This window comes from Streptomyces sp. NPDC045846 (assembly GCF_056431605.1).
In genome coordinates this window covers 206,083-230,914 of record NZ_JBWKKJ010000006.1, presented here as the reverse complement: position 1 = coordinate 230,914, position 24,832 = coordinate 206,083, and the positions used below count along the sequence as shown (strand labels likewise).

The 24,832-nt window shown below is 69.8% G+C and carries 39 protein-coding genes; 5 read left to right on the top strand and 34 right to left on the bottom strand.

Going from position 1 to position 24,832, the window contains the following annotated elements; all coding sequences use genetic code 11:
• Window positions 1-14 precede the first annotated feature (14 nt).
• From AC07F3_RS18660 to AC07F3_RS18535, 26 genes are all read right to left on the bottom strand, one after another.
• A complete protein-coding gene (locus AC07F3_RS18660) occupies window positions 15-635 on the bottom strand; it encodes a hypothetical protein (protein ID WP_479115351.1) in 621 nt (206 codons plus the stop codon).
• Window positions 636-655: 20 nt separating this feature from the next.
• Window positions 656-1,456: a PD-(D/E)XK nuclease family protein gene (locus AC07F3_RS18655; protein ID WP_479115349.1), complete on the bottom strand. Its 801-nt coding sequence runs from the start codon at window positions 1,454-1,456 to the stop codon at window positions 656-658.
• A complete protein-coding gene (locus AC07F3_RS18650; RefSeq protein ID WP_479115347.1) occupies window positions 1,453-2,853 on the bottom strand; it encodes a DNA cytosine methyltransferase in 1,401 nt (466 codons plus the stop codon). The genes AC07F3_RS18655 and AC07F3_RS18650 overlap by 4 nt, the downstream gene beginning before the upstream one ends.
• A complete protein-coding gene (locus AC07F3_RS18645) occupies window positions 2,850-3,224 on the bottom strand; it encodes a RusA family crossover junction endodeoxyribonuclease (RefSeq protein WP_479115345.1) in 375 nt (124 codons plus the stop codon). Before AC07F3_RS18645 ends, AC07F3_RS18650 begins: the two co-directional genes overlap by 4 nt.
• Complete coding sequence (locus AC07F3_RS18640; RefSeq protein WP_479115343.1) at window positions 3,221-3,472, bottom strand: hypothetical protein; 252 nt, start codon at window positions 3,470-3,472, stop codon at window positions 3,221-3,223. Before AC07F3_RS18640 ends, AC07F3_RS18645 begins: the two co-directional genes overlap by 4 nt.
• On the bottom strand, window positions 3,472-3,792 hold the full coding sequence (locus AC07F3_RS18635; protein ID WP_479115341.1) for a hypothetical protein: 321 nt from the start codon (window positions 3,790-3,792) through the stop codon (window positions 3,472-3,474). Before AC07F3_RS18635 ends, AC07F3_RS18640 begins: the two co-directional genes overlap by 1 nt.
• 141 nt (window positions 3,793-3,933) lie before the next feature.
• A complete protein-coding gene (locus tag AC07F3_RS18630; RefSeq protein WP_479115339.1) occupies window positions 3,934-4,422 on the bottom strand; it encodes a hypothetical protein in 489 nt (162 codons plus the stop codon).
• Window positions 4,419-4,802, bottom strand: a complete 384-nt coding sequence (locus AC07F3_RS18625) for a DUF6915 family protein (RefSeq protein ID WP_479115337.1) — start codon at window positions 4,800-4,802, stop codon at window positions 4,419-4,421. Before AC07F3_RS18625 ends, AC07F3_RS18630 begins: the two co-directional genes overlap by 4 nt.
• Window positions 4,803-4,874: 72 nt before the next feature.
• Window positions 4,875-5,318 carry a hypothetical protein gene (locus tag AC07F3_RS18620; protein ID WP_479115335.1) on the bottom strand — a complete coding sequence of 148 codons (444 nt, stop codon included), beginning with the start codon at window positions 5,316-5,318 and terminating at the stop codon, window positions 4,875-4,877.
• Window positions 5,315-5,668 carry a DUF6197 family protein gene (locus AC07F3_RS18615; RefSeq protein ID WP_479115333.1) on the bottom strand — a complete coding sequence of 118 codons (354 nt, stop codon included), beginning with the start codon at window positions 5,666-5,668 and terminating at the stop codon, window positions 5,315-5,317. The genes AC07F3_RS18620 and AC07F3_RS18615 overlap by 4 nt, the downstream gene beginning before the upstream one ends.
• Window positions 5,669-5,670: 2 nt before the next feature.
• Window positions 5,671-5,895, bottom strand: coding sequence for a hypothetical protein (locus tag AC07F3_RS18610; protein ID WP_479115331.1), 225 nt, complete (start codon window positions 5,893-5,895; stop codon window positions 5,671-5,673).
• Window positions 5,892-6,137, bottom strand: a complete 246-nt coding sequence (locus AC07F3_RS18605; RefSeq protein ID WP_479115330.1) for a hypothetical protein — start codon at window positions 6,135-6,137, stop codon at window positions 5,892-5,894. Before AC07F3_RS18605 ends, AC07F3_RS18610 begins: the two co-directional genes overlap by 4 nt.
• Complete coding sequence (locus AC07F3_RS18600; RefSeq protein WP_479115328.1) at window positions 6,134-6,382, bottom strand: hypothetical protein; 249 nt, start codon at window positions 6,380-6,382, stop codon at window positions 6,134-6,136. Before AC07F3_RS18600 ends, AC07F3_RS18605 begins: the two co-directional genes overlap by 4 nt.
• Window positions 6,372-6,740, bottom strand: a complete 369-nt coding sequence (locus AC07F3_RS18595) for a hypothetical protein (RefSeq protein WP_479115326.1) — start codon at window positions 6,738-6,740, stop codon at window positions 6,372-6,374. Before AC07F3_RS18595 ends, AC07F3_RS18600 begins: the two co-directional genes overlap by 11 nt.
• Entirely contained in the window at window positions 6,737-7,228 is a 492-nt protein-coding gene (locus AC07F3_RS18590) for a hypothetical protein (RefSeq protein ID WP_479115324.1), read from the bottom strand. Before AC07F3_RS18590 ends, AC07F3_RS18595 begins: the two co-directional genes overlap by 4 nt.
• Window positions 7,225-7,482: a hypothetical protein gene (locus AC07F3_RS18585; RefSeq protein ID WP_479115322.1), complete on the bottom strand. Its 258-nt coding sequence runs from the start codon at window positions 7,480-7,482 to the stop codon at window positions 7,225-7,227. The genes AC07F3_RS18590 and AC07F3_RS18585 overlap by 4 nt, the downstream gene beginning before the upstream one ends.
• Window positions 7,469-7,726 carry a hypothetical protein gene (locus AC07F3_RS18580; protein WP_479115320.1) on the bottom strand — a complete coding sequence of 86 codons (258 nt, stop codon included), beginning with the start codon at window positions 7,724-7,726 and terminating at the stop codon, window positions 7,469-7,471. Before AC07F3_RS18580 ends, AC07F3_RS18585 begins: the two co-directional genes overlap by 14 nt.
• Window positions 7,723-7,908 carry a hypothetical protein gene (locus AC07F3_RS18575; RefSeq protein WP_479115319.1) on the bottom strand — a complete coding sequence of 62 codons (186 nt, stop codon included), beginning with the start codon at window positions 7,906-7,908 and terminating at the stop codon, window positions 7,723-7,725. Before AC07F3_RS18575 ends, AC07F3_RS18580 begins: the two co-directional genes overlap by 4 nt.
• On the bottom strand, window positions 7,905-8,426 hold the full coding sequence (locus AC07F3_RS18570) for a hypothetical protein (protein ID WP_479115317.1): 522 nt from the start codon (window positions 8,424-8,426) through the stop codon (window positions 7,905-7,907). The genes AC07F3_RS18575 and AC07F3_RS18570 overlap by 4 nt, the downstream gene beginning before the upstream one ends.
• Window positions 8,416-8,658, bottom strand: a complete 243-nt coding sequence (locus AC07F3_RS18565; RefSeq protein WP_479115315.1) for a hypothetical protein — start codon at window positions 8,656-8,658, stop codon at window positions 8,416-8,418. Before AC07F3_RS18565 ends, AC07F3_RS18570 begins: the two co-directional genes overlap by 11 nt.
• On the bottom strand, window positions 8,655-9,005 hold the full coding sequence (locus AC07F3_RS18560) for a DUF6197 family protein (RefSeq protein WP_479115313.1): 351 nt from the start codon (window positions 9,003-9,005) through the stop codon (window positions 8,655-8,657). Before AC07F3_RS18560 ends, AC07F3_RS18565 begins: the two co-directional genes overlap by 4 nt.
• Complete coding sequence (locus AC07F3_RS18555; protein WP_479115312.1) at window positions 9,002-9,241, bottom strand: hypothetical protein; 240 nt, start codon at window positions 9,239-9,241, stop codon at window positions 9,002-9,004. Before AC07F3_RS18555 ends, AC07F3_RS18560 begins: the two co-directional genes overlap by 4 nt.
• Window positions 9,241-9,534: a hypothetical protein gene (locus AC07F3_RS18550; protein WP_479115310.1), complete on the bottom strand. Its 294-nt coding sequence runs from the start codon at window positions 9,532-9,534 to the stop codon at window positions 9,241-9,243. The genes AC07F3_RS18555 and AC07F3_RS18550 overlap by 1 nt, the downstream gene beginning before the upstream one ends.
• Window positions 9,531-9,923: a hypothetical protein gene (locus AC07F3_RS18545; protein WP_479115308.1), complete on the bottom strand. Its 393-nt coding sequence runs from the start codon at window positions 9,921-9,923 to the stop codon at window positions 9,531-9,533. Before AC07F3_RS18545 ends, AC07F3_RS18550 begins: the two co-directional genes overlap by 4 nt.
• A 360-nt stretch (window positions 9,924-10,283) precedes the next feature.
• Window positions 10,284-10,631 carry a hypothetical protein gene (locus tag AC07F3_RS18540; RefSeq protein WP_479115306.1) on the bottom strand — a complete coding sequence of 116 codons (348 nt, stop codon included), beginning with the start codon at window positions 10,629-10,631 and terminating at the stop codon, window positions 10,284-10,286.
• A 1-nt stretch (window position 10,632) separates the two neighbouring features.
• Window positions 10,633-10,887 carry a helix-turn-helix domain-containing protein gene (locus tag AC07F3_RS18535; RefSeq protein ID WP_479115304.1) on the bottom strand — a complete coding sequence of 85 codons (255 nt, stop codon included), beginning with the start codon at window positions 10,885-10,887 and terminating at the stop codon, window positions 10,633-10,635.
• 174 nt (window positions 10,888-11,061) lie between these two features.
• Here AC07F3_RS18535 and AC07F3_RS18530 point away from each other — a divergent pair, with 174 nt between their 5' ends.
• The 4 genes from AC07F3_RS18530 to AC07F3_RS18515 all read left to right on the top strand — a co-directional run bounded on the left by AC07F3_RS18530 (window position 11,062) and on the right by AC07F3_RS18515 (window position 14,604).
• Window positions 11,062-11,514, top strand: coding sequence for a hypothetical protein (locus AC07F3_RS18530; RefSeq protein WP_479115302.1), 453 nt, complete (start codon window positions 11,062-11,064; stop codon window positions 11,512-11,514).
• A gap of 441 nt (window positions 11,515-11,955) precedes the next feature.
• Complete coding sequence (locus AC07F3_RS18525) at window positions 11,956-13,323, top strand: integrase (protein WP_479115301.1); 1,368 nt, start codon at window positions 11,956-11,958, stop codon at window positions 13,321-13,323.
• A gap of 255 nt (window positions 13,324-13,578) precedes the next feature.
• Window positions 13,579-13,752, top strand: coding sequence for a hypothetical protein (locus AC07F3_RS18520; protein WP_479115299.1), 174 nt, complete (start codon window positions 13,579-13,581; stop codon window positions 13,750-13,752).
• 135 nt (window positions 13,753-13,887) lie between these two features.
• Window positions 13,888-14,604 carry a 2OG-Fe(II) oxygenase gene (locus AC07F3_RS18515; RefSeq protein ID WP_479115297.1) on the top strand — a complete coding sequence of 239 codons (717 nt, stop codon included), beginning with the start codon at window positions 13,888-13,890 and terminating at the stop codon, window positions 14,602-14,604.
• Window positions 14,605-14,613: 9 nt separating this feature from the next.
• On the opposite strand, the gene AC07F3_RS18510 is transcribed toward AC07F3_RS18515, so the two are convergent.
• The 7 genes from AC07F3_RS18510 to AC07F3_RS18480 all read right to left on the bottom strand — a co-directional run bounded on the left by AC07F3_RS18510 (window position 14,614) and on the right by AC07F3_RS18480 (window position 21,813).
• Complete coding sequence (locus tag AC07F3_RS18510; RefSeq protein ID WP_479115295.1) at window positions 14,614-15,537, bottom strand: phosphatase domain-containing protein; 924 nt, start codon at window positions 15,535-15,537, stop codon at window positions 14,614-14,616.
• An 8-nt stretch (window positions 15,538-15,545) separates the two neighbouring features.
• Window positions 15,546-16,751 (bottom strand): T4 RnlA family RNA ligase, encoded by a 1,206-nt coding sequence (locus tag AC07F3_RS18505; protein ID WP_479115294.1) that lies wholly within the window; start codon window positions 16,749-16,751, stop codon window positions 15,546-15,548.
• 79 nt (window positions 16,752-16,830) lie between these two features.
• Window positions 16,831-17,103: a hypothetical protein gene (locus tag AC07F3_RS18500; RefSeq protein WP_479115292.1), complete on the bottom strand. Its 273-nt coding sequence runs from the start codon at window positions 17,101-17,103 to the stop codon at window positions 16,831-16,833.
• A 199-nt stretch (window positions 17,104-17,302) separates the two neighbouring features.
• Window positions 17,303-18,226: a carbohydrate ABC transporter permease gene (locus tag AC07F3_RS18495; RefSeq protein WP_479115290.1), complete on the bottom strand. Its 924-nt coding sequence runs from the start codon at window positions 18,224-18,226 to the stop codon at window positions 17,303-17,305.
• A complete protein-coding gene (locus AC07F3_RS18490) occupies window positions 18,223-19,137 on the bottom strand; it encodes a carbohydrate ABC transporter permease (RefSeq protein WP_479115288.1) in 915 nt (304 codons plus the stop codon). The genes AC07F3_RS18495 and AC07F3_RS18490 overlap by 4 nt, the downstream gene beginning before the upstream one ends.
• A gap of 55 nt (window positions 19,138-19,192) precedes the next feature.
• On the bottom strand, window positions 19,193-20,488 hold the full coding sequence (locus AC07F3_RS18485) for an ABC transporter substrate-binding protein (protein ID WP_479115856.1): 1,296 nt from the start codon (window positions 20,486-20,488) through the stop codon (window positions 19,193-19,195).
• A 371-nt stretch (window positions 20,489-20,859) separates the two neighbouring features.
• Window positions 20,860-21,813 (bottom strand): ROK family protein, encoded by a 954-nt coding sequence (locus AC07F3_RS18480; protein WP_479115286.1) that lies wholly within the window; start codon window positions 21,811-21,813, stop codon window positions 20,860-20,862.
• Window positions 21,814-21,972: 159 nt separating this feature from the next.
• Between AC07F3_RS18480 and AC07F3_RS18475 the strand changes: the two genes are divergently transcribed.
• Window positions 21,973-23,010, top strand: coding sequence for a LacI family DNA-binding transcriptional regulator (locus tag AC07F3_RS18475; protein WP_479115855.1), 1,038 nt, complete (start codon window positions 21,973-21,975; stop codon window positions 23,008-23,010).
• 61 nt (window positions 23,011-23,071) lie between these two features.
• On the opposite strand, the gene AC07F3_RS18470 is transcribed toward AC07F3_RS18475, so the two are convergent.
• Entirely contained in the window at window positions 23,072-24,754 is a 1,683-nt protein-coding gene (locus AC07F3_RS18470; protein WP_479115284.1) for a serine/threonine-protein kinase, read from the bottom strand.
• Between the last annotated feature and the right edge of the window lie 78 nt (window positions 24,755-24,832).

Here is a 24,832-nt window from a genome sequence, read left to right as displayed (position 1 = left end):
GGCTGATGGAGCGGCTAGAACGGCGGTGTTCCGCCCTGTACGGGGGCCGGGGCCTGTCCGCCCTGCAGCTGGGCGAGGAGCGCCCTGACGGCGGGGTCGTTCGGGTCCAGTGCCGCGGGCGCGGCGGCCGGGGCGGGGCTGGTGATCTCGCCGGTCTGCGGGTTTACTCCGGCCGGGAGCTGCTGCGGTTCTGGGGCGTGCAGTTCGGCGACGGCGGCCGGGACGTACTGGGCGTTGAACAGCTTCGGCGGGTTGAACCCGGCCTTCTTCGGCTGGCCGTCGTGGGTGTAGGTGACGGTCAGGGTGCCGCCGACCTCCAGGCCGCGGGCGTTGGCCGCCCTGACGGCGTCCTGGACGGCGCTCTTGAGTTGGCCCTTGACGTACAGGCGCCGCTTGCCGCTGTCGTCCTCGACGGACGGGTCGCGCTCGGCGGTCTGGATGGTGACGACCAGCTGCATCATCGGGTTGCCGTCGTCCCAGAACTTGGGGTTGCCGGTGGTGAAGTCGCGCTGCTGCTCGACGGTGGGCTGCTCGGTGATCCGGCCGCTGTAGGTGGTGCCGACGGTGGCGAACTTGGCGGAGGGGGCTCCGCCGCCGCCCATGAGGAAGTCGTTGGCGTTCACGGGAGTGCTCATTGCTGTGTGCTCCTTGGCTGTTATGCGATGAGGGATTCGAAGCCGGTCCGGGTGGACGGCTTCACGACGCCCGGGCAACCGGCGGACAGGTCCGTCGAGCCGGGCTTGAACCACTCGCAGAAGCGGCACTTGGCCTCTTCGCTCGTGGGGATCTGGGACCACCAGGCGTGGTCGTAGGGGGCGTGGGCGTCACCGGAGGCGGTGATGTGCTCACGGATGCGGTCCAGCCGGTCCAGCGCGTCGAGCGCGACCTGACGGTCATACGGCTCGGTCCACACGTGAATCCGCAGCTCGTGGTAGCGGGCGACGAAGACGATCGCGACGCGTTGCGGGTGCTCGCCGGCGTTCTCCTGGCCGAGCCCGTACAGGTGGGCTTGGGTGCGGTACTGGGGGCCGGGGCCCTTGCGCCGGTAGGTGTCCAGGCTGGACGTGCCCACCAGTTTCCAGTCGAAGACGGTGCCGCTGGCCCGGTCGTACAGGTCCGAGGAGCCCTGGATGACGGCCGCGTCGATCGGGCTCGGCCTGACGGTGACCCGCTCTTCGACCTTGTAGCGGCCTTCCGTGTTGCGGGCGGTGAAGACTTCTTCCATCCAGCCGTGGAAGCCGGTGCCCAGTACGGAGGCGATCGGGTCGCCGCCTTTGGCGGTGGCCGGCCAGTCCAGCAGCTTGAAGGTGAGCTTGCGTTCGCAGGGGTCGCCGACCTCGGACGGGCCGATGCGCTTCTGCAGGGAGCGGGGTGCGTTGTGGGCGGCGTCGATGATGAGTTCGCCGACGCGTGCGGCGAGGGCCTGGCCGACTTCGTCGGAACCGGTCGCGATCACGCGATCGCCTCCAGGACGCGTTCGCCGACCCACTGGGCGACGTTGCAGGACACCGCGTTCCCCGCCTGCATGGTCTGTTCGCCCTTGTTGCCGAGCACGACATAGTCGTTGGGGAAGCGCTGAGCGAGGAGTTGTTCGCGTGGTTGGACCATGCGGAAGAAGCAGTCCTCGACCTCAGGCACCTCGGTTGGCGTGGGCTCGGCGGCTGTCTTCGCTGCCGCGTTGCGGAACGGGATGACGAGGCCGTGGTGGTTACCGCCAGCGGTGACCGTGGCAAGGGGGCGTTCGACGGACTCTGCGGTCGCGTTGCGCCGGAACTCGATCACGAACGGCGAAGCGACCAGTGCCTCGAACCCTTTAGGGTTCGCCATGCGGGTCCGCATCGGCTCTCCGGTGCTGGTGGCCGTGGTGTTCCACGTTCCGCCGGACGGCACCAGCAGCCCCTCGCCGATCTTTACGGTGCGCGATGGCAGCGGCGCCCGGTCGGCGGGGAAGGGGCGGCCGTCGTGACCGGAGTGGTTGACGGTCAGAACGGTCCGGGTCTCGGGAAACAGCGCGAGACCGGCACGGATTCGTTTCATGGTGTTCTCGGCGAGCGGCCTCGACCGATCACCAATGCGGCTGCCGGTGTTCGACCAGTCGATGATGGAGGCGGCGGGCCTGATGTACGGCTCGACGAGAGCGTGACGGCAGGCGGTGTTGGGGCAGCGGTAGTCGTACTGCTGCTTGTACTTGCCGATCTTGCGGCCGTTGCGCCACGTCTGCACGGCCGGGACGTCATGGCCGCATGCGGCGCAGTGTGCGAGCGGGCGGGGAGCCAGGTCGGGCAGCGGGATGCCGTGGCGGGTGAACACGATGTAAATCCGGTCACGCCACTGCGGGGCGTGGGGGTTTGTGCCGCTGCCGATATGCGCGGAGGAGGCTGATACGACTTGGGAGTTGTAGCCGAGCATCTCCATGCCCTTGCGCCACCAGCTGAACAGTTCCCAGTCCAGGGCGAACTCGACGACGTTCTCGCACAGAACGGCCTTGTAGCGGTGGACTTCGGTGGCCCGGATGACGTCGTAGGCGGTTGCTCGGGTCCGTTCCCAGGCGGCGTCGGGAACCGATCCGTGGTCGAGGAGGGACAGTTGCCCCTTGGTGCGCTTGCGGCCTCCGGCCGGGCTGATCTCAGTGCAGATCGGTGAGGCCCACAGGATGTCGGTGCGGGGCAGGCGCCGCATGTCGTAGTTGTTGACGTCGGCGCACAGGTGATCAGCGGTGGGGTGGTTTGCGGCGTGTGTCTCGATGGCGCGGGCCCAGTGGTTTGCTGCCAGCTTGAGTTCGTATCCGGCTGCGACCAGGCCGCTGGATGATCCGCCGGCGCCGCAGAAGATGTCGGTGAAGGTGATCGTCATGAGGCCACTTCCTGGATGTGCAGGACGAGTTGGGTGCCGCGGACGACGGGGCCGAGCCGCATGTCGGGTCCGATGAGGCGGGTGGCGTCGTCGTCTTCGAGGACGCCGGCGTCGACGATCCCGTCGACGGCTGCTTTGACTGCGGGGTACCAGTTGGCGGGGTCGCGGCGGCGCTTGTCGTGCGGGTGCAGGACGGCGGTGATGTGGGCTCGCTGGAGTTCGGGGAGGCCGAACGCGGCTTCCATGGCCGCGCCGCGGATGGCTTTGGTGACCTTCGCGCGGGTGCGCCAGTGGAGGCGCTGGTTCGACGTGAACAGACGGAGCCCGATGGGGAGCGTGACGGTGAAGGTCCGCCCGGGATCGGCGCTCACCGTTCCTCCTCACGGTTAAGCAGGGCGGCGAGCTCGGCTTCGAAGGCTTCGTCGGTGGGCTCGGCCACGTGCAGTGGGCGGGCGGAGCGGGCCTGCTCGCGGAAAGCGCGGCGCCAGGCTGCGACGCGGATGCGGTGCCGGACGGTGGCGACGATCAGCCAGGCGGCGCCGACAAGGGCAGCGAACGGGACGGCGAGGACGATGACGTTCGCGGTGATGAGGGCGACGGTGTGGAGGAAGTGGAGCATCAGGCACCGATCCAGGTTCGGCAGGCGGAGTTGCGGACCGTGGCCCGCTTGGACGGGGCGTAGCCGTGCGGGGTGATGACGCCCTCGCGGTGAGCGATGGCGAACTGCGGACCCCAGTGGTTGGGGTGGCGGGGCTTGCCGACGAGTCCGGCGGCGACGAGGTCGGCTGCCTGGAAGGGGAGTTGGAGGCTGGCGGCCAGGGCAATGGCCTTCTGGCACTGCGCGGCCCACTCGGGATCGGTGCCGGTGACGGCCTGGTCCATGCCCTCGGCCTGTGCCGCGTTGGCCACGATCGGATCGGTGATGTTCTCGGTACTCATGTGTCGCTCCAAAAGGGATGAGGGTGCCGGGGGCCGCCGCTCCCGCAGGGGGGTGTCGGGGCGACGGTCCCTCGGCTGGCAGCCGGAGCAAGGGGGGGAGCTCGACGGCTGCCGGTTTATGGGCGGACTAGATGCAGGCCATCAGTCGTGGTCGTAGAACTCGACGTGGATGCCGTCCCGCCGGACCGTGATGTTGGCGTGATCGCCGAAGGCGTCGAGGAGGACGGTCTCGAAGTGGCCGCCCTCGACTGCTCCTTCAAGCTCCTTGCACCGGAGGTAGCGCGCCTCGTCAGGACCCTCATACGGATCCTTGACCCACTCGCCGATGGCGTCGTCGCGGTGGCCGGAGACCTTGCCCAGGCTGCGGTGACCCCACATCTCCAGGTCATCCTCATCGGCGTCTGCGTCGTCCGTGGTGCGAACCCAGAGTCCGTAGGCACTGAATGTGCAAGGGTCGCCGTCGTTGAAGTAGGGCGTGTACTGCCGCCACCCAAACTCGACCACGGTCGGGTCGTCGAGGACGGCTTGAAGGATGGGCCGGAACTCTTCGATCGGCTTCTGATCGGTACGGGTGGCACCCTGCGTGTAGTCGCCGTCGACGGGAATGCCGAGGAAGTTACGGTTCGTCACTTGACGCCTCCGGGCGCGTTGAGGAGCAGGTGGGAGAGCGGGACGGTCTTGCGCTGGCTGCCGGACATCCAGGGCTTGATGGGCATGCCGTCGATGAAGTCCGCCGGTGAGGGGAGCCAGCCGAGGTCTTCGAGAACGTGCTGCTCAGCGACGAGGCGGACGGGAACCTGGATGGTGTGCCGCGCCTTCGGGACGTCGAGGGTGACGCCGAAGATCCGCTGGCAGAGCCAGACGCCTTCGGTGTGGTGGTACAGCGACCGGTGCCGGACGTCGCCGATGATCCGCTTCGAGCTGTCGATGAACTCGTGGATCGGAAGGTAGAGGTCGGGTTCGCCGCCCCACTTGCGGGCGGAGGACTGGGCGTGATGCCAGGAATTCACGAGGGTCCTTCGAGGTGGTGGCCCGCCGGGCCGTGGGCGCGTACACCGCGGCACGGCGGGAGCAGATGGGGGTCAGGCGAAGCTCGGCGGCAGGTCGATGAGCGCGATGTTCTGCGTGTCTTCGTTCCTGGGGTCGCGGTGCGGCACCGGGGAGACGTAGGGCAGGACGACCTCGGGCGAGTACGGGCGGACCATCTCGCACGGCACCTGGGTGATTCGGGGTCGAGCCTGGATGACGGCCTCGCGCAGGCGGGTCTGCTCGGCGGCGGCGCGGATCACCTTGCCCTGCAGCCGCCGAACTTCAGTGACAGCGGCATCCCGTTCGGCCTCGGCCTGGGCGATGCGCATCCCGTCTCGCAGCGAGTTCTGCAGCGCCTTGTAGAGGGCGCATTCCAGGTCGGCGTTCGCGGCGGTGACGGTCCGGTTGTCGGCAAGGAGCTGCGCGATCGTGTCCTTCAGCTGGGCGGGTGTCCGGCCGGCGTGCCGGGCTCGGCGGATGCTGGCGGCGATGGTCATTTGGCCGCCTCCGTCCGGAGCCGTGTCGCAGTCCGCTGCAGGAGGGCGAGCGCGTCGCGCTTGCTGCGACCTTTGACGGTCATCCAGGCGGCGAGGGAGACCATGCCGCAGTCAGCGGTCACTTCGCGTTCCGTCTGGGCGACGAGGTTGCTGCCGCCGACGTAGCGCGGCGTTCCGTGGACGGCGATGTTGATCGCGCCGAACAGGTCGACTCGGCAGTCCCGCAGCGGGGTGCCGCCTGCGGCCTGCTTTTCGTCGTACAGCCAGAACCGGTGGAAGCCGTTGGCCTCGATCACCTCGTAGGCCTTGTCGACGACGTCGGCGAGCAGGGTTTCGGGTGCTTTCGTCATGGTCACCACTGCTCCTCCTCGTAGGTGTTGTCGCGGATGGTTCGCCAGGCGGCGCGGCGTGCCGGGTTGCGTTCGGCGGCGATCCGCTGGTTGATACGAGCTCGGCGGGCGGCCTCCTCGCGGGCCCGGCGGCGGTCGCTGACGTGCTGGCCGACGACCATCAGGTAGCCGAAGGCGGCGATCAGGGCTGCGGTCCAGGCGATCGTCGGCCACGGGTTGGCGGTCATGCGACCACCTCGCGCCCGCCGTAGTGGCGGCATTCGCCGTGCAGGCAGGGCCGGGCCCGGCGCTGCCACTCGGGACGCTCGACACGCTCATGCCGGTAGCCCTCAGATGCTTCACGGCGCCGATCGGCGACCTTCGGCGTGAACTCCTTGTGTGCGTCCTCGGCAAGGTCGCCCACGACGGAGGCGTACACGGAGCCCACGACACAGCCGCGAGGGTCGATACGGATCCAGAACCCGCTCACGCGATCACCTCGTGCCGGGCGAGGGCGGCCGTTAGGTCCGGTGCCACGTCGAGCACGTCGGTGGGCTGGCGGCGGGGACCATCGGCGATGCCGCGGCCGATGCTGAGGTCGTCGTTCTCCTGGCGGAGCCGGGTGTTCTCGGCGTCGAGCCGTGTGAGCTGCCGTTCGCGGATGCTCAACTCGGCGTGGACTGCCTGGAGCTCGCCCTGGAGGCGGCGGATCTCTGCGGTGAGGTCAGTCGTCATCGCGCTCACCGACCTTCGGGCCGCAGGTGCAGCGGGAACGTGCCACGTTCTGGTTGATGCAGCAGGCACATCCGAGGCCGATGGAGACGGCCTGTACGGTCCCGTCACAGTCGTCGCAGCGGGCTGCTTCGGCGAGCGGGCCGAACTGGTCAACGACAGTCGTGATGTTCCACGCGGTCTGTTCGCCCTCGCGGCGCCATAGCGGGTCGCCGTCGCACATGCCGACGTACACCCAGCGGGCACCCGCCGCGTCCAGGTATTCCCTGTCGCTGCGGTAGCTACCGTCGCGGTACAGCGTCGTGGACGGAGAGTTGGTGATTGCGAACGGCTCGAAGGCCGTCATCTCGAAGTCGTTCATCGGGTCCCCCCAGAGAGTCGTCGGCCTGCCCAGATCAGGGCGGTACCGGTGGTGAAGCAGACGGCCATCAGGGCCAGCGCCTGCGTGACGAAGCGGTTGGCCGCATGGGCCGGTTCGGGCGTCAGCGGCGTCAGCGTCCGCACCCCCTCGAAGTCGTCGGCACGCGGCGCCAACGACAGCTGCCCGGGCGGGTCAGGGACGGGCTGGGGCTCGAACGGCCCCTCGTTCTCGTCCCGGAACTCGATGCAGTGGTAGTCCGCGTAGACGGCCTGCTCTTCGGTCTCGGCGAGCCACTGGATCGGGGTGCGGTTCATCAGGGCGACGAGGATCAGCGGGCAACCGTTCCCGTCGTTACCGTTGCGGGCGGGCTTGTCGTGGATGCACCGGTCGCACCAGTTCGCCATCCATCCGCAGCCCTGGCTGCTGTTGGAGAACGGGGAACCCTCTCGGGCCTCGGCGAACAACTGCGGATAGTCCGAAGGTTTCATGCGGCTTCCCGCCTCTCCGGCGTCAGGCCGAGCACGTCGAGGAGGTCGAGGAGCTCCGCTTTGACGGCCGGGTCCTGGGCGAGCTGCCGCCCCGCAAGGCGCGGCATCAGCTCGTCCAGTTCGTGCGGATGGCGGGCGGCCACCCGGTCCGCGACATGAACCGCCGCCGCCCGCAACTGCTTCGGCTCGAACCGAGTCAGCGGCACACCCCGGACGATCCAGCCGAGGAACCGGCCACGCTCAACACCCGCCATGACCCCGCTCCTTCCGGGTAGCCCTGTACGGCACGTAGTCGCGGGGCTGTGCGGTCTGGGCCCGCCACGAGGCGAGGCCCTCAATGAACCCGGCGACTGCCTCGGGGTCGGTCAGCGACCGGATGAACCCGGCGTCGTCGCCGCCCTTCTCCCCACACGACCGGCCGGAGGAATAGGCCAGCATGAACAGCTCCCGCTTCTGCGATCCCTTGGACCGGGCCACGGCGATGTCGAGGGCACTCATGCCGTCACCTGCTTCGGGTCGCTTCCGAACGGCAGGCTGGAGCAGAAGTGCGGTTCGCCGTGGGCCTCATAGGCCTCGATGTACGTGTTCTCGTTGGCCCGCTGGAGGTGCTCCAGCCGGTCGGTCAGCGCGGCGAGCAGTGCCTTGCAGTCGCGCAGCTCACGCTCCAGGTCGGTGCTCATGCGGCCACCGCCTTGGCCGGGATGACCGGCATCGAGTGGGGCGGCTCCCACGGCGACAGCTCGTTGGCGTCGGCCCGCCACGTCTGGGCCTGCGTCCAGTCGGCGGTCGGGAACGCACCCTGTAGCCACGCCACGAGCTGGCGGCGCGCATCGACCGAGACCGGCAGCCGCTCGCCCCAAGCGTTCCGGGCGACCGTCACGACCAGCCGGTCGCTACCGTCCGCGCCCAGCACCGGCGTCACGAACACGAGCCGCACTCCCGGGACCAGGCGGCCGATCCGCCAGGACAGTTGCTTCACGTGACGACGACGGCGGCCGGCCGAGGACTTCTGCGGCCGGGACGGGTGGATCTCGCTGGCCACCCGCCGCCGGGACGCCTCGACTTCGAGGAACTCGCCGCGCACGCCCTTCGACCAAACCCGCATGTCGGGGCCATAGACGGCCAGGTAGTCGAGGTCGATGGCAATGAGGGCCTGCTCGACTTCCTCAGCCGCACGAACCATCGGCTTAAGCTGCATCGAGCTCACCTGCCTTCGCGGTCTGCTGCTCCAGCCAGTCCGCGATCTCGGCACTCTTCTGGGAGATGTCCCGCAGCGTGGCCGGGTCAGCGGTCCCGGGGCGGGCATAGACGCTGGCGGCGCTGCCGATGTGCAGGGCGGCGTAGGGATTCGGCGCCAGGCAGTAGGCGGCGGTGACGAGGCCGTCACCGAGGTCGACCCCGATCGGGCCGATGATGCGGGTCTTGGTCATGACGCCACCGCCAGGGCGGCCGACTCGAACGTGGCGATCACTTCTGCCGGGGTGCGGTCGGGCTGGTCGTTCCAGTCCGCGATCCGCTCCAACGGATTGCTGTCTTCGGTCGCGGACACGACACGCTGCGACAGGTCCGCGATCACCTCGCCGAAGACGCCGTCGAGGGACTCCGGCGGAACAGGGCTCCCCGTCACGACGAGCGAGAGGGCGCCCACGGTGCACACCCGGGACTTGCACGGCGAGAGTTCGGCGTAGAAGTCGTGGTACCAGTTCTTGCAGTGCCCGTTCGTGCGGATCACCTGCGCGGCCTCGCGGTACACGGCGGCCAGTTGCGGATCGTTCATGACGCCCCTCCGGGCTGCCAGTTGGGATAGTCGGCGGCGCTGGAGCACGCCTCCGGGTGGTCGACCGCGAGCCGCTCAAAGGCGTGGTCGCTGAAGTCGATGAGGTGGTGCGCCTCGGCGGCGACACCCTCGGCCAGACGCTGCGCCCGCTGCCGGGCGACGAGGGCCCGCAGGTCCTCCTCCAGGCGGGAGGCCGTCACGTCCAGGCGCTCGATCGGATTCGTGGGAGTCGCCATCACTCGGCCCTCCCGACATCTCCGAGGGCGGCCCGCTGGACGGGCGCGACCCAATCGGGGACCGGGATCGGGTTCTCCCAGCGCATCGCGTTGCGCTCTTCGCGGTCACAGATGTCCAGCACCGCATCCAGGCGGGCACGCTGCCGGTCCACTTCGGCGCTCAACGCCAGCGCGATCCCGTGCAGCGCCTTCTCGGTGCCGTCGTCGTAGGTCGCGGTGGACCAGGTCTTCGTGCGCTCGCCGTACTGCGCCAATCGGATCTGCGCGGCGCGGGCGGTCAGGGGCTCGGTCATCGCTGGTCACCGCCGTCCGCAGTGAAGGGGTGGCGCCACGAGCGGTCGTCGTCGCCGGGACAAGCCATGCAGACGGGAGTTCCGGGCGGGTCGATGTGTCGAGCCTGCGAGTGGCCGCACCGGCAGAGCTGCTCGGCCTCCACGGCGCAGGGAGCTCCAGCGCCGTCACGGGCCAGCCGGACATCCACGGCCCGCACCATCCGGGCGACCAGCTCCGGGGACTCGCCCGGCGCGAACGCCGGCAGGTCGGCGCGGTGAAGGTCGGCGGCGACCTCGGCGCGAACCGCATCATAGAAAGCGGCCAGCAGGTCGGATGCCGCATCGGCAGGGATGTCACGATCGATCGCCGTGACCAGCTGCTTGAACTCGCGAGTGGTCGAGATACTCATGACAGGCCGCCCGTCGTCGAGCGGGTCATCGACGGCACCGAGTGCAGGACCTTGTCCGCGGCGGCATGCCGGGCCAAGACCGTCTCGCGGTCGCCCTGGTCCTCGACCGACAGCAACGGGCCACGGAAGCGGCGCAGCTCACGCTCCGCGTCGTCCAGCTCCAGCAGAGCCGACAGGATCCGCGGCGGGAGGAAACCGGCCTTGAAAGCACCGACAGCGACAGGTCCTGTTGAAGATGGGGTAGGAGATGATTGGTTCACGAGCGTCTCGCTCTCTCATGCAGGTGATTGCGTGAGCAGGGATGTGGTGCTCGGGCTCGTCGCCGGAGGTCGCAGCCCGGCGGCGGGCCGTTTTGCCGCTCTAGGCGGCGGGCCGGTCTACGTCGGCGGGGGATTCTGAAGCGATGGCCGGGCTGCGTCGCCGAGTGCTCCAGGTGCGCTTGCGTCCGGTGCGCTTGGACCGCCGGTTTCGGCCGTTCTCCGCGATCCAGAAGAGATCGCTGTCGCTGAACATCAGCTGTCCCGCCATGCGGGTGCAGGGGAACGGCGTGCCGTCCTCGGGCTTTCGGTTGACTCCGTCGCGGAGCCACTTCTCCCCCTTCTTTGACGGATCGTCCTTGTCGCGAAGACCGAGGCGGACCGCCGCCTGGGAGACTGTGTAGAAGTTCTCCAGGACGGGCTTGGCGGGGGGTGCCTTGAGGGCTGCCATGTCACTCCTTCCGGTGCGGGTCCTCATGTAGGGCGAGGAGCCGGTGGTCGGTGGGGTCGAGCTGTAGGGCGGTGCGGAGCGCCGTGTACGTGGGGGGTCTCAGGCGTCGGCGGTGGCCGAGCTCCAGCTGGTTGAGGTACGGCCTGCTGATGCCGGCTTGCGCGGCGCACTCGGCGAGATCCATGCCGAGCTCCATGCGGCGTGTTCGGAGTGCCGCCCCGTTCACCAGGTAGGTGGTGGCTGGGGGTCTTTCCATGGAGAGAATCTAGCGGGCGCATATAGCGGTTTCTAGAGGTACCGGCAGGTAACTTCTATTTACCTCTTGATTCTTCTAGTTTAGTCGCTCGAAACCTCTGGCCAAAGGTCTGATTCCGGCCAGGGTTCTAGGTGTTCCTAGCGGTAGCTAGACGTAGCTGCGATGATGGTGAGCATGGCCGCCCCCCAGGACAGCAACACCCCCCACCTGCAGCTCCTCGCTGCACTCGTGAGGCAGCGGCGCGTCGCGCTCGGCTACTCCAGCAAGGAGAAAGCCGCCGAGGCCTGCGGGCTGTCGCACATGCCGTACAGGAACGTCGAGGCAGCGCGACCGGTGAGCGACCTCACCTACACGAAGATCGAGAACGGGTTCGAATTCCTCCCCGGCTCCTGTCATGCCGTCTTGAGCGGCGCAGACTCGATCAAGCTCCTCGACGGCACCGAGCTGATCCATGGAGCGAAGATCAACCGGCCGTCGCTTGCGGAGATGTCCGAAGAGGTCAGGCAGATCATCAACGACGCCGCAAGCGTGACCGCCCCGGAGCTGACCCTCGGCCAGACCCAGGAGCTGACTCAGCAGGTTGTGAAGGAACTGCAACGGCGCGGAATTCTGCCCTCCGCGCCATGATCTGCTGAGATTCCTGTGCAACTTTTCCCCCGTAACCGGACTGTGACCTCGCCCGGCCGAGAAACTTTCAACTACCCCACTGCATAAATGCAGTTGTCGTGACACGCTGTGGGCTCACCTGGAGGGGTTCCGCTAGTGGATTAGGGGGACCTATGAGCACAGTCATTGATCTCGATCTAGGTCCAGGGCACTACGCCCACGCACTGAAGATCGACGGCAAGACCGTGTGCATACTGACCCCTCGCGCGGCCACCGACAAGGACGTTCAGGAACGCGTCCGGCGGCTGATGAAGGGTCAGGGTACGGACTGCAGAAAGTGCCGCGGCTGCGCCGTTGGCACGGCACCATAGAACCTGCAGTTCGCTGCGGAAGGGCCGGTGGCAGGGGTGCCTGCCGGCGCCTCCGACCTCCAACTTCCGTGTCCGCAGGGGGACTGGAGTCATGCCCTACATCGAGCGCCGTGGCCACAGCATCCGCGTCAAGTGGTGGGCCGGCGAGTACCTCCCCAACGGGAGCAAGAAGTACGAGAGCGCCTCAGGCCCCCAGCCCGGCGTCCGGTTCATAGACGAAGACGAGGCCTACAACTTCGGCCTCGACCGCGAATACGACGTGCGCAATGGCGTCCACGTGCGTCAGCGCGACGGCAACACCCTGATGAAGGTCTTCCTCTGGGACTGGTACGCGGACCAGGAGCTGCGTTTCAGCTCGATGCGGCGGTACAAGTCGATGCTCACGGCCAGGATCGAGCCCTACTGGGGCGACCATGCCGTCGGTGCCATCACCGCCTTCGAGTACCAGGCTTGGTCCCGGCATCTCAACGCCCTGGTCGCCGATGACGAGCTGTCGGCCAGCTACGCGAGGGACCTTAAGAAGGTCTTCGCCACGATCATGTCCGATGCTGTCGAGCCGTACCGGCTCCGCAAGTTCTCCCCCGTCGTCGTCAAGGCGCGGCGCGGTAAGTACGTGAAAAAGGCGAAGGCCAAGAAGCGCCCCCTGGAGATGGAGACGCTGTACCGGCTGGCCTGCAACGCCTACACGGTCTGGGGCTACACCGGCTGGGTCTACATCTGGCACTGCGCATTCACCGGCTGCCGGCCCGGCGAGAACTGGGGTCTGCAGCGCCAGTTCGCCTCACCGACCTGGCCGGCCTCCGACCCAGACCCCGAGCGCCGGGCGGAGTCGCTGGAGCGGTACTGCGGCAAGCGGCCCATGCATGCCATCCGTGTGCAGTACCAGCACCAGGTCGTCGAGGGTAAGCAGGAACTGACCGAACCGAAATATGAGTCTCACCGCACGCTCGTCGTGCCGGACTTCCTCCATGAGATGTACAGCGTCCTGCTGGCCTCCCACAGTTATCAATGGGCCTTTCCGTCGATGCTGGGCCGGAGCCTGCTGTCCACGAAGTTCGAGCTGGACTACTGGTATCCGATCCGGGACGGCGCGGATGAGCGGCGCACCCACCGGGGTCACCCGGTCCGTCCGGAGATTCCTGGCGTGCCGGAGATGGCGGGCAAGCGGCTGTATGCCCTGCGGCACGGCCACAAGGAGTGGCTCGACGAGGACGGGCACTGCGAGATCGCCGTGGAGTCGCGCATGGGCCACGAGGTTGCCGGGGTAAAGGGGTTGTACGGCAACCTGACGCCGGCGATGGAACTGCGCATCGCCGGTACGCTGCAGCGACGGTGGGAGAGGTTCTGGAGGCCCAGGGGGAGCCTGTGGCAGCCCCCTTTTCCCACCCCTCTCCCAGTGGATCAACAGCAGGTGGCGAACGCCCAGCTCACACGGCCCCCGCGCCGAACGCACCGTTGACCCAGACGATCACGGTTCCCCCTCTTCGGTAGCCCCCAGTGGACTGCCCGCAACACCCTGCCACGGAAACGCGCGCCCGGCTCGGGCCCTCCTTGATCGCGTACACAACTGTGGCCGGGCCGTTGCCTGCCGGGTGCGACCTTCGGGCCCCGCGGCGCGTCTTGGTGTACGAGCACCGGCCACGGGGGGCCGTAACGCCGACGACGCGGGCGTCGTTGTGCGAGTGCCGGCCGAGACACAAGGGGGTGCGGCGAAATGCGCCGTACAGTACTGGAACGCTTTCCCGCGGGCGGGCCGCGTGGCCACTGGCCCGCCGAGGAGTTCGCCCGGGACCGCAGGAACGAGGGCCTCGCGGCGGAGGTGGTCATGGACCTGGAGAGCGACGCCTTCCTGGTCGTCGTCACCCGCCCCGTGCCGGAACCGGTCTGACACCCGGCCGCGGGCGCGACCCCAGGACGACGTCCGGATTCCGCCGGTCGGCGCCTCCCGCGGGCGTGACCCTCGATGTGTCGCACCATCCGGGACCGGGCCCCGCGCTCGGCTCCCCGCACATCGGAGGGCCCCATGTCCAGCAACCGCACGGCCGAACGCGTGGGCGCGGGTGACTGGCCGCGGATCGTCGAGGAGCTCGACGCCCACGGCTGCGCCCCGACCCACCGGCTCCTGACCCCGGCCCAGTGCCGAGCTCTCGCCGACGCGTACGACCGGACCGACCGGTTCCGCGCTACGGTCGACATGTCGCGCTACCGCTTCGGGTCCGGCCAGTACCGCTACTTCGCCGAACCGCTGCCGGACCTGGTGCGTGAACTGCGCGCCGCCTTCTACCCGTTGCTGCTGCCCGTGGCCCGGGAGTGGGCGGCCCGGCTCGGGCGTCCGGCGCCCTGGCCCGACACCCTCGACGAGTGGCTGGCCCGCTGCCGGGAGGCCGGTCAGGCCCAGTGCGCGCAGATCCTGCTGCGGTACGGGAGGGGCGACTGGAACGCCCTGCACCGGGACCTGTTCGGCGACGCGGTCTTCCCGCTGCAAGTCGTCATCGGTCTCGACGCACCCGGCACCGACTACACCGGAGGCGAGTTCCTGCTGGTGGAGCAGCGTCCGCGAGCGCAGTCCAGGGGCACCGCGACCCTGGTTCCGCGGGGACACGGGCTGATCTTCACCACCCGGGACCGGCCGGTGGCCTCCCGGCGCGGCTGGTCGGCGGCGCCGGTGCGGCACGGCGTGAGCACCGTACGCTCCGGGCACCGCCGCACCCTCGGCCTCGTCTTCCACGACGCGGCCTGATCAACTCCCTCAGAAGTCACCGTAGTTGACCTGCCAGGTGGGCAGGCCCATGCGGCGCCACACCGCGACGACCCGGTCGCGGTCGTCCAGGCTGACGCGCACGTTGAACCGGTGGCGCACGTGCGCGTCGAAGAGCTCGGCCTTCACCAGGTCGTCCCGCCGCCCGTCGCCGGCCGGCCGCATCCACAGCTCGTCGTACGGCACGTCGTGCGCGGCGAGCCACGCCTGTGTCTGCGGCCGGAACTCCTCGCCCCGGCCCGAGAGCAGCACGATCGTGTCGCCGTGTGCCTGCCGGAAGCCGGTCAGCGCGTCGCGCACACAGCCGTTGAGGCCGTCCTGTTCGCAGCGCGTGAAGTCGTACGGGTTGCGGTTCAGGTTCATCGCGAGCGTGCCGTCGATGTCGCACATCACCGCGCTGGGCAGCGACGCGTCCGGGGTGTAGGGCTCGACCTCCGCCAGGACGACGGTGTCGTTCATCCAGGCGTCGGTGAGCCGCCAGCCGCCCCGCACCGCCTTGGCGTGCTTGTCGGCGAGCAGCCGGATGATGTCCTCGCCGACCGGGACGGCACGGGCCGCGTCGCGGCGCAGGCACTCCTCCACGGGGACCCCGGTGAAGTCGTGCACGACGAAGCGCGCCCGGCCCGCCACCGCGGCCTTGAGGCGCTTGGGGATGTGCGGGGTCAGATGGGTGTTGTCGACGACGACGTCGAACCCGGCGGCCAGTGTCTCGCGCACCGCCGCGTCCTGGATGGCGAGGACGGACTGCTCGGCGGTGTGCGAGCGGTCAGGCCCGCCGCCCGCGGGGTTGAGCATGGCGCGCAGGTCGTCGAGGTTGACGCGGCGGCACTGGCCGCCGGAGTCCGCGACGAGTTCGCGGGCGGCTGTGGTCTTGCCGGAAGCGGGCAGTCCGGTCATGACGTGCACGGTGGGCATGGAGCGGTTCAGCTTTCGTCGTCGTTCGTGAACGGGTCGGCGGCCGCCGGCTTGACGGTCCGCCAGATCATGAGGTCGATGTCCCGGCCGTCGAGCAGCTGGAACACGGCCGCGCGTACGGTACGGTCCTCGATCCGCTGGGCGGCCCGGGCGAACGCCGCGCGGTCCTGGGCGAGCCGGGAGATCTCGGCGAACCGCTCGGTGGCGAGACGGGACAGCTCGGCGGCCTGCCCGTCCAGCCGCGCCGCCACGGTCTGCACCCAGGCGTCGAACTCGTCGGGGACCTGCTGGAGCATGGCCTCCAGCGGGTCGGTGCCGTCGGCGGTCAGGTCCGCGATCTCGCCGGGCGCGCAACCCAGCGCCTGGGCGACCCGCTTGGGGTCCTCGGCGCCGAACCGGCGGATGCCGAGGAAGCGCCAGATGTCGCGCTCGGTGATGCCGGTCAGCACCTTGTGCAGCCGTACGTACTCGCTGATCTTCGCCTTGACGCGCAGGCCCGAGGCGTACCGGATGACGTAGCCCTCCGCGTCGGTGCCGGTGGCCTCGCGGCCGTCGGCACGGACGTTCGCCTCAGCGCGCGCGAGGAGTTCGGCGAGCGGCAGCGCGGGCCAGGACCGGGCCACCGAGCCGACCGGCGCCCAGTCCTCGGCGGCGCGCGGGAGTTCGATCTCCTCGCCCGTCGCGTCGTATGCGGCGAGCAGCACGAGATCGCGCCGGCCGCCGTAGTCCACGACGATCCGGTTCTCGGGGTAGAGGATCTCCACGAGGTAGGTGACTCCGGGCCGCAGCGTCGCCGTGTCCCGTCCGTCGAGCCAGGCACCGGCCCAGGCGGCCTGTTCGGAGGTGAACGAGCCCCGGGAGGCGACCCGCCAGCGGTCCTCGTAGTGGAAGACGATGCCGAGCGAGCCGTCGACCTTGTCGTACACCTCGAACGGCTCGTCGGGCAGCGGCGGAGCGTAGGGGCGGCCGTGGGTGTGCTCGCCGACGTTGAAGAACTTGGGCAGGCAGTGCGCCACGATCGTCCCGCTCGCGTCGTCGACGACGAGTCCGCGGCAGCGGGTGGTCACCTCGTCCCACGCCTGCTCGTACTGGCAGGACCTCGTGTACGACAGGATGGAGAGCGGCAGTGCGGGGTGCGCCTTGCGGACGACGTGGCCGGCGTCGATGGCGGCGGCCAGGCCTGCGGGCGGGATGAGGCGGTCGAGGTCGATCACTGCGTGCTCCTGGAAAGGCTGTTGTCACCCGCAGCTTGACCGATCCCGACCGCGAGGGCGAGGCATTTTCGATCAGCGCTCAGGCGGCGAGCGGCACGCTGGGCGCGATGAAGTAGCCGTCCCGGTCGTACCAGCGGATCTCGGTGACGCGGACCTCGCGGAAGCCGGTGCGCTGGAAGATGGGGTCCATGAGCGCGGCTCCTTCCGGTGCGTCGGCCGGCTCCCACCGCAGGATGGTGACGGTGGGGTTCACCGGGCTGGGCCGCCGGGCGACCTCACGGCCGGGCAGCGGGTTCCCCGCCGCGTCGAGGTCGTGCAGGAGAGCGGTGGCGACGTGCAGTTCGACGGTCATGGCGGTCTCCGGGGCCGGGCTGCTCCCGCCCGGGTGAGGGCCGGGCGGTCCGCAGGCGTGTATCTGCTGAGGGTCGCAGACCCTGAGGCGAACGCCTCAAGGCGCCCTTGAGGCGTGCTGGAGCCGGCGTCGACGCCCAGTCGCATTGGCGCTCAACTCCGGTACCGGCGAGGCCGACTGACGTATCGTCAAACAGACGTCACCCCTTGCTGGAGCCGAGCGTGAGGCCCGCGATGAAGTGCCGTTGCAGCAGCAGGAAGACGACCAGGGTGGGGAGGGCGACGATCACCGAGCCCGCCGCCAGCAGGTTGTAGTCGGTGAAGAACTGGCCGCGCAGGTTGTTCAGGGCCGACGTGATCGGCAGCTTGTCGCCGTCGGACATGAAGACGAGGGCCCACAGGAAGTCGTTGTACATCCAGGTGAACTGGAGGGTCGCCAGCGCCGCCAGGGCCGGGCGGCACAGGGGCAGGGTGATCCGCCAGAACTGGGTCCACACACCGGCGCCGTCGACGATCGCAGCCTCCAGGATCTCCTGCGGCAGGGTGCGCATGAAATTGGCGAGCACGAAGACGCAGAACCCGATCTGGAAGCCCACCTGCACGGCGATGACGGCCCAGTACGAGTCGAACATCGTCATCGAGTCGGACATCCAGTAGGGCAGCGGGATGCGGTTGAACACCACGTACAGCGGCGTCACGATCACCTGCTGGGGCAGCAGGTTGCCCGCCGTGAACAGCATCAGCAGGACGAGGGAGCCCCGCAGTCTGAGCCGTGAGACGGCGAAGGCGACGAACGAGGCGAAGAACAGGACCAGGAGCACGCCCGGCACCGCGATGATCAGGGTGTTGACGAAGTACTTCGTCATGCCCGAGTCGGTGAAGGCCTGCCGGTAGTACGCGAAGGAGAGGTGCTTGGGGAGCGAGAAGTAGCCGTAGCGCGAGGTCTCGTCGTAGGGGCGCAGCGAGGCGTAGACGGCGAGCAGCAGCGGGGCGAGGAAGGCGAGCGAGACCGTCAGGAGGAAGGCGTGCACGCCGAGGCGGCCCGGGCGGCCCCGGCGCCGTCGGGCGGTGGGGGCGGCCGCCGGGGCGGTGGTCGTGGGCACGGGGGCGGTGTGGGTGGTCATCGGTTCTTCTCCCCTCGGATCTCCTGGACCAGGTACGTGATGACGAACCCGAGGGAGACGGTCAGCAGCACCACCGCGATCGCCGAGCCGAAGCCGATGCGGCTGGCCTCGCCGATGATGTTGTCGGTGACGAGCACCGAGAGCACTTCGAGGCCGTTGCGCCCGTGGTTGACGGCGTACACGATGTCGAAGGCGCGCAGCGACTCGATGACCGTGATGACGCCGACGATGACGTTGACCGGGCGCAGCGTCGGAAAGACGACCCGGAAGAAGGTCTGGCGCTCGGTCGCGCCGTCGATGGCCGCGGCCTCCTTGAGGGAGGGGTCGACGGCCTTGAGCCCGGCGAGGTAGAGGATCATCACGTAGCCGGTGTGCCGCCAGGTGGCGGCCAGCAGGATCATCCAGATGTTCAGGTGTGGGTCGCCGAGCCAGTCGGTCGGGTGGCCCCGGTCGCCGAGCAGGGCGTTGAGCGCGCCCTGGTCGCGGGAGAAGACCAGTTGGGCGATGAACCCGACGACGGCGAGCGACAGGACGACCGGCATGTACAGGGTCGACTGGTAGAAGCGGCTGAAGCGCACGCCCCGGTCGATGAGGACGGCGAGCAGCAGCCCGAACGGCGTCGCCACGAAGCCGAGTACGCCCAGCCACATCAGGTTGTGCCGGACCGCCGGCCAGAAGGGCGGGTAGTTGGTGAAGAGGTTGGTGTAGTTCTGCGTGCCGACCCACTTGATGTCGCCGATCCCGTCCCAGCTGGTGAAGGACAGCACGACGGAGGCCACGGTGGGGCCCCACACGATGGCGATGTCGAGCAGGACGGGCAGGCCCAGCAGCACGCCGAGGACGACGAGGTCGCGGGCGGTGAACCGCCTGGAACCCCGTCGTCCGGCGCGCCGCGCGGTGATGAACGCCACGGCTGAGTACTCCAAGTCGAAGCAGACGTCGGTCAGTTGGAGGGGCGCGGGACTCTCAGCCCTCGGTGGCGAAGATGGTCTTCTTCTGCCGCTCGATGTCGTTGACGAGCCCGTCCACGTCCTTCGGGTTGCCGATGAACTGCTGAATGGCCGGGATCATCACGGTGGAGGCGAAGTCGGGGCGGGTGTCGCGGTCCAGGAACTGCGAGATCTGCTTCGCCCCGGAGACCAGTTCGACCGCCTTCTTCTGCAGCGGGGTGTACTTGGCGGTGTCCGCCCCGGTGTTGACGGCGATGTTGTTCGGGTCGCCCGCGAGGTAGACGTCCTCCGCCTTCGGGGTGGCGAGCCACGTGAGCAGGTCCTTGGCGCTCTGCATGGACTGCTTGTTCTTCAGCTCCTTGGCGTTCTTGGCGAGCAGGAAGCCGTCGATGGGCGCCTCCACCGCGTCCTGGCCGTACTGCGGGTCCATCACGGGGAACGGGAAGAACGCGATGTCGTCCTGCTCCGAGGTGGGGAACTGCTGGCCCACGTGCGGCAGCCCGAACACCGCCATGCCGGACTGCTTCTTCTGGAGGCTCTGCGCCGCCTCCTGCCAGGTGCGCCCGTTGGCGCCCTGCTGGCAGTAGGGCAGGATCCGGCGCCAGCTGTCGAAGACGTTCTTGACCCGCTGGTCGGTCCACGCCTCCTTGCCCGCCATCAGGCTCTTGTGGAAGTCGTAACCGTTGGAGCGCATGTTGAGGTAGTCGAAGGTGCCCATGGCGGGCCAGCCGTCCTTGTCGCAGAACGCGATGGGGTCGAGCTTGTCCTTCTGCATCTGCCGGGCCAGCTCGACGTACTGGTCGAAGGTCTTGGGCGCCGTGTACCCGTGCTGCGTGAACAGGCTCGCGCGGTGGAAGACCGCCCACGGGTAGTAGTAGTACGGCACGAAGTACTGCTTGCCGTCCGCGCCGGTCGACTGCGCCTTGAGCGCGTCCGAGAAGCCCTGGAAGCCCTGCCAGAGGTCGCTGATGTCGTACAGCAGACCCTTCTGGGCGAAGAACTGCATGCGGTAGCCCGCGAACCACATGAAGACGTCGTCCGGCTTGCCCTGGAGATAGCGGTTGATGTTCTCCTGGAACGTGTTGTGGTCAACGGTGTTGACCTTGATCTTGCGGCCGTCCTTGGACTGCTTCTCGTACGCCGCGAACGCGTCGGCGAACGCCTTCTTGGGGACGGCGTCCGAGGAATTCGAACCCAACCGGATCGTCTTGGTGTCGCCGCCGGGCCCGCTGCCGCACGCCGCGAGCAGCGAGGGCAGTGCGACCGCCCCGGCTCCGATCGCCGCACCACGCAGAAGATTCCGCCGAGACATCCGATGTCCCGCCACGCCGCCGGGCGCTACGGGACCGTTGAACGATGACTGCGCCATGTCCCCCTCCTCCGGGGTGCAACCCAACACAACCAAACGCGAGGCTTGGATCACACCCCCAAGTCAGGGCGTCGTCAAGGGTTTTGACGCAAAGGCGAGCAACCGTTACCGCTTCTCATCCAACAGACTTCAACAAGCCCTACCGGAAACGCTCGCCCCGCGAGGACGGTCGGCGAGAGCACGAAATCGTCCCACCTCGTGCGAGTGCGGAGGAGGGTGACGATGTGTCACCTTCCGGCCGTGCGGGTCCCGTGGTGACACCTCGGAGCGGTGGGGAGGGGCGGAGGCGGCCGACAACTACCGGGCGGCCTTCGTCACTTGAGCAACGCCGCCGCGTCCGGCCGCCGCGCCGAGGCGGCCGCCGCCGCCCCCACGAGACCGGCGTCCGTACCCATCAGCGCCGGCGCCACGGTGAGGCGCTGGACGAAGGAGAGCGTGGCGTAGTCGCGCAGCGCCCGGCGCAGGGGGGCGAACAGGACGTCGCCCGCGCCCGCCACTCCCCCGCCTATGACGGCGATCTCGATCTCGACCAGCGTCGCGGTCGCGGCGATCCCCGCCGCCAGGGCCTGGGCCGCGCGCTCGAAGGAGGCCACCGCGACCGGGTCGCCGCGCCGCGCGGCCGCGGCGACGGCGGCGGCCGAGGTGTCGCCGTCGGGGCCCGGACGCCAGCCGCCCTCCAGGGCCCGGCGGGCGATGTTGGGGCCACTGGCGATCCGCTCCACACAGCCGCGCGCCCCGCACGGGCACGCATCGCCGTCGAGGTCGACGCTGATGTGGCCGATGTGACCCGCGTTGCCGGTGGGGCCGGGGTGAAGTTTGCCGCCGAGAACGAGGCCGCCGCCGACGCCGGTGGACACGACCATGCACAGCGCGTTGTCATGACCGCGCGCGGCGCCCAGCCAGTGTTCCGCGGCGGTCATCGCGACACCGTCGCCGACGAGCTCGACATCGAGCCCGCCGGTCGCCGCGCGCACCCGCTCGACCAGCGGAAACCCGCGCCAGCCAGGGATGTTGACAGGACTGACCGTGCCCGCCGACGCGTCCACGGGCCCGGCACTGCCGATGCCTACCGCGCTCGCGCGGTGCCACAGCGGGGATCCGGTCAGCTCGGCGATGACCGCCTCGGCCGCGCGCATCACCGTGTCGCCGTCCTCATGGGCGGGAGTCGGCCGCTGCGCCCGGGCGAGAAGTCGCCCTTCGGCGTCCACCAGCGCTCCGGCGATCTTGGTGCCGCCGATGTCGAGCGCGGCCACGAGGTCGGTGTGCATCGAGGTCGGATCTCCTGGTGAGGGACGGGTAACAGCAGGTCAAGATGAGAGTCTCCCTGCATGTGACAACGTTGTCCAGGGCCTATGCTCGACGCCACACACACCGTTATGGCACCGGACCGCGCCGGACGGCTCCCGACGACGACAGGACAGCGCACTGTGGCCGAGAACGCCCGCCACCACGAGCCCCGCTACGGCAACCGTCCGACGATGAAGGATGTCGCCGCGCGCGCCGGGGTCGGCCTCAAGACGGTGTCCCGGGTGGTCAACGGGGAAGCCGGGGTGACCCCGGACACCGAGCGACGGGTACAGGAGGCCATCGAGGCGCTGGGCTTTCGCCGCAACGACAGCGCGCGGGTGCTGCGCAAGGGCCGCACCGCCTCGATCGGCCTGGTGCTCGAAGACCTCGCCGACCCGTTCTACGGGCCGCTCAGCCGGGCCGTGGAGGAGGTCGCGCGGGAGCACGGGGCGCTACTCATCAACGGTTCGAGCGCCGAGGACGCCGACCGGGAGCAGGAGTTGGTGCTCGCCTTCTGCGCCCGCCGGGTCGACGGCCTGATCGTGATCCCCGCCGGGTCCGACCACCGCTATCTCGAACCGGAGATAAAGGCGGGCGTGGCAACGGTGTTCGTGGACCGTCCCGCGGGGCGGATCGACGCCGACGTGGTCCTGTCCGACAGCTTCGGCGGCGCCCGCGCGGGAGTGGCCCATCTCCTCGCGCACGGCCACCGCAGGATCGGCTTCATCGGCGACCAGCCGCGCATCCACACCGCCACCGAGCGGCTGCGCGGCTATCACGCGGCGATGGCCGACGCGGGTCTGGCCGTCGACGACTCCTGGGTGTCGCTCGGTTCGACGTCCCCCGAGCGCGTGCGCGCGGCCGCCGAGTCGATGCTGGCGGGGCCGGACGCGGTCACCGCGCTCTTCGCGGGCAACAACCGCGTGACGGTCACGGCGGTGCGGGTGCTGGCGGGGCGCGAGCGCCCGGTGGCCCTGGTCGGTTTCGACGACATCGAACTCGCCGACCTGCTCGGCATCACGGTCATCTCGCAGGACGCCGCCGCCCTCGGCCGGACGGCCGCCGAGCTGCTCTTCCGGCGGCTCGACGGCGCCGACGAGACGCCCGCCCGGGTCGAGCTGCCCACCGCGCTGATCCAGCGCGGCTCGGGCGAGATCCCCCCGCCCGCGGACGCGTAGCCCTCCATCGGCCCCGGCTCCGGCTCCGGCCCCCCGGGCACGGCGGGCACGGCGGGCGCGGTCAGCAGGCCTTCAGGCCCGGCACCGGCTGGTCGTTGTCGCCGCCCTTCAGATAGACGACGCTGACGTAGACCTGGGTGTTGCCGCTGTCGTCGTCGGTCCTGGCCCACCAGGTGTTGGTCCACTTCCCGTACGTCTCGCGGCGGCCCAGGTTCGTCTGGCAGTAGAAGTAGTTGGTGCCCGCGTTGAGCACGCCCGCCGCGGCGCCGTCGGACCGGATGGACTTCGCGGCGCGCCACACCTCGCAGTTGAACCTGCCGCCCGCCCCCGGCCGGCAGCTGCCGGCCGGGGGCGCGGCACCGCCCGCGCTGGGGGTGCCCGGCGGGTTCTTCTTCGGATCGGGCGCCTTGCCGGCGTCGCCCTTGGCGTCACCGCTCTTGGCGGGGTCGGCCTTGGCGGACGGCCTGCCGCTCGAACGGGGCGCTGCCGAGGGCGAGTTGGGGGTGGCACCCAAGGACGGGGCGGAGGTGCCCTGGCGCGCGGCCTCGCCCGGGTCGTCGGCGGGGCGCGGGGTGGTGCCGTTCGCCGCTCCCACGGCCTGCTGTCCCCCGCTGTCCCCCGAGCCGTGGCCGAGGAGCGCGTAGGCTGTCCCGCCGCCGACCAGCACCACCGCGGCGGTCCCCGCCGCGACGAGAAGCCTGCCCCGCCCCTTGCGTCCGGCCGGTCGCGCCGGGGGCTCCTGGGCGACCACGGGCCCAAACGCCTCGGCCGGGTGGGGCCGCGGGACCGGCGGGACCACCGGGCCGAAGCCCTCGGGCCGGTGCGGCAGCGCGTCGCGCACGGTCGCGCTGCGCCGGGGCGCGACGGGCGCCGGGGCCGGATGGATCGCCGTCGGCGCGGTCTGCCCCGCGCCCGCCGCGACCTCGGCCAGCAGCCCGGCCGCGGTCCGCGCGTCGGGCCGCAGGGAGGGGTCCTTGTCCATGAGGCGCAGCAGGACCGGCCCGAGCGCCCCGGCCCGGCGGGCCTGCGGCAGCGGTTCGACCACGATGGCGTTCAGGGTCGACCAGGTGGAGGTGCGGCGGAACGGCGCCGCGCCCTCGACGGCGGCGTACAGGGTGGCGCCCAGGGCCCAGACGTCGGAGGCGGGGCCCGGCTCCTGGCCCTGGGCCCGCTCGGGTGCCAGGTAGTCCAGGGAGCCGACCAGTTCGCCACTGCGGGTCAGGTGCGTGGCCGAGCCGTCGCCCGGGTCGTCCATGGCGGCGATGCCGAAGTCGGTGAGGACCACCCGGCCGGACCGGTCCAGGAGGATGTTGCCCGGCTTCACGTCGCGGTGCAGCACGCCCGCCTGATGGGCGGCGGCCAGCGCTTCGAGGACCTTCGCCCCGATCGCCGCGGCCTCGCCCGGCTCCAGCACGCCCCGCTCGGCCAGCACGTCGTCGAGCGAGGGCCCGTCGACGAGTTCCATGACGATGACGGGGCGGCCCTCGTGCTCGGTGACGTCGTGGACGGCGACGACCGAGGGATGGCGCACCCGCGCCGCGGCCCGTGCCTCGCGCTGCATCCGCAGGCGCAGGTCGCCCAGTTCGGGCGCGGAGGCGTCGGTGTAGGTGCGCAGTTCCTTGACGGCGACCTCGCGGCCCAGCACCTCGTCGTGGGCACGCCACACGACGCCCATGCCGCCGCGGCCGAGCTGCTCGACGACCCGGTACCGGCCGGCCAGTACGTGGCTCTCCCCCGTAGACACCGCTGCCCCGTTCCGCTGTGGTGATTGTGGTCGCGTACAGAGTACGGGGCAGGGGTGACAGCGCTCGGGGCCGTCCGG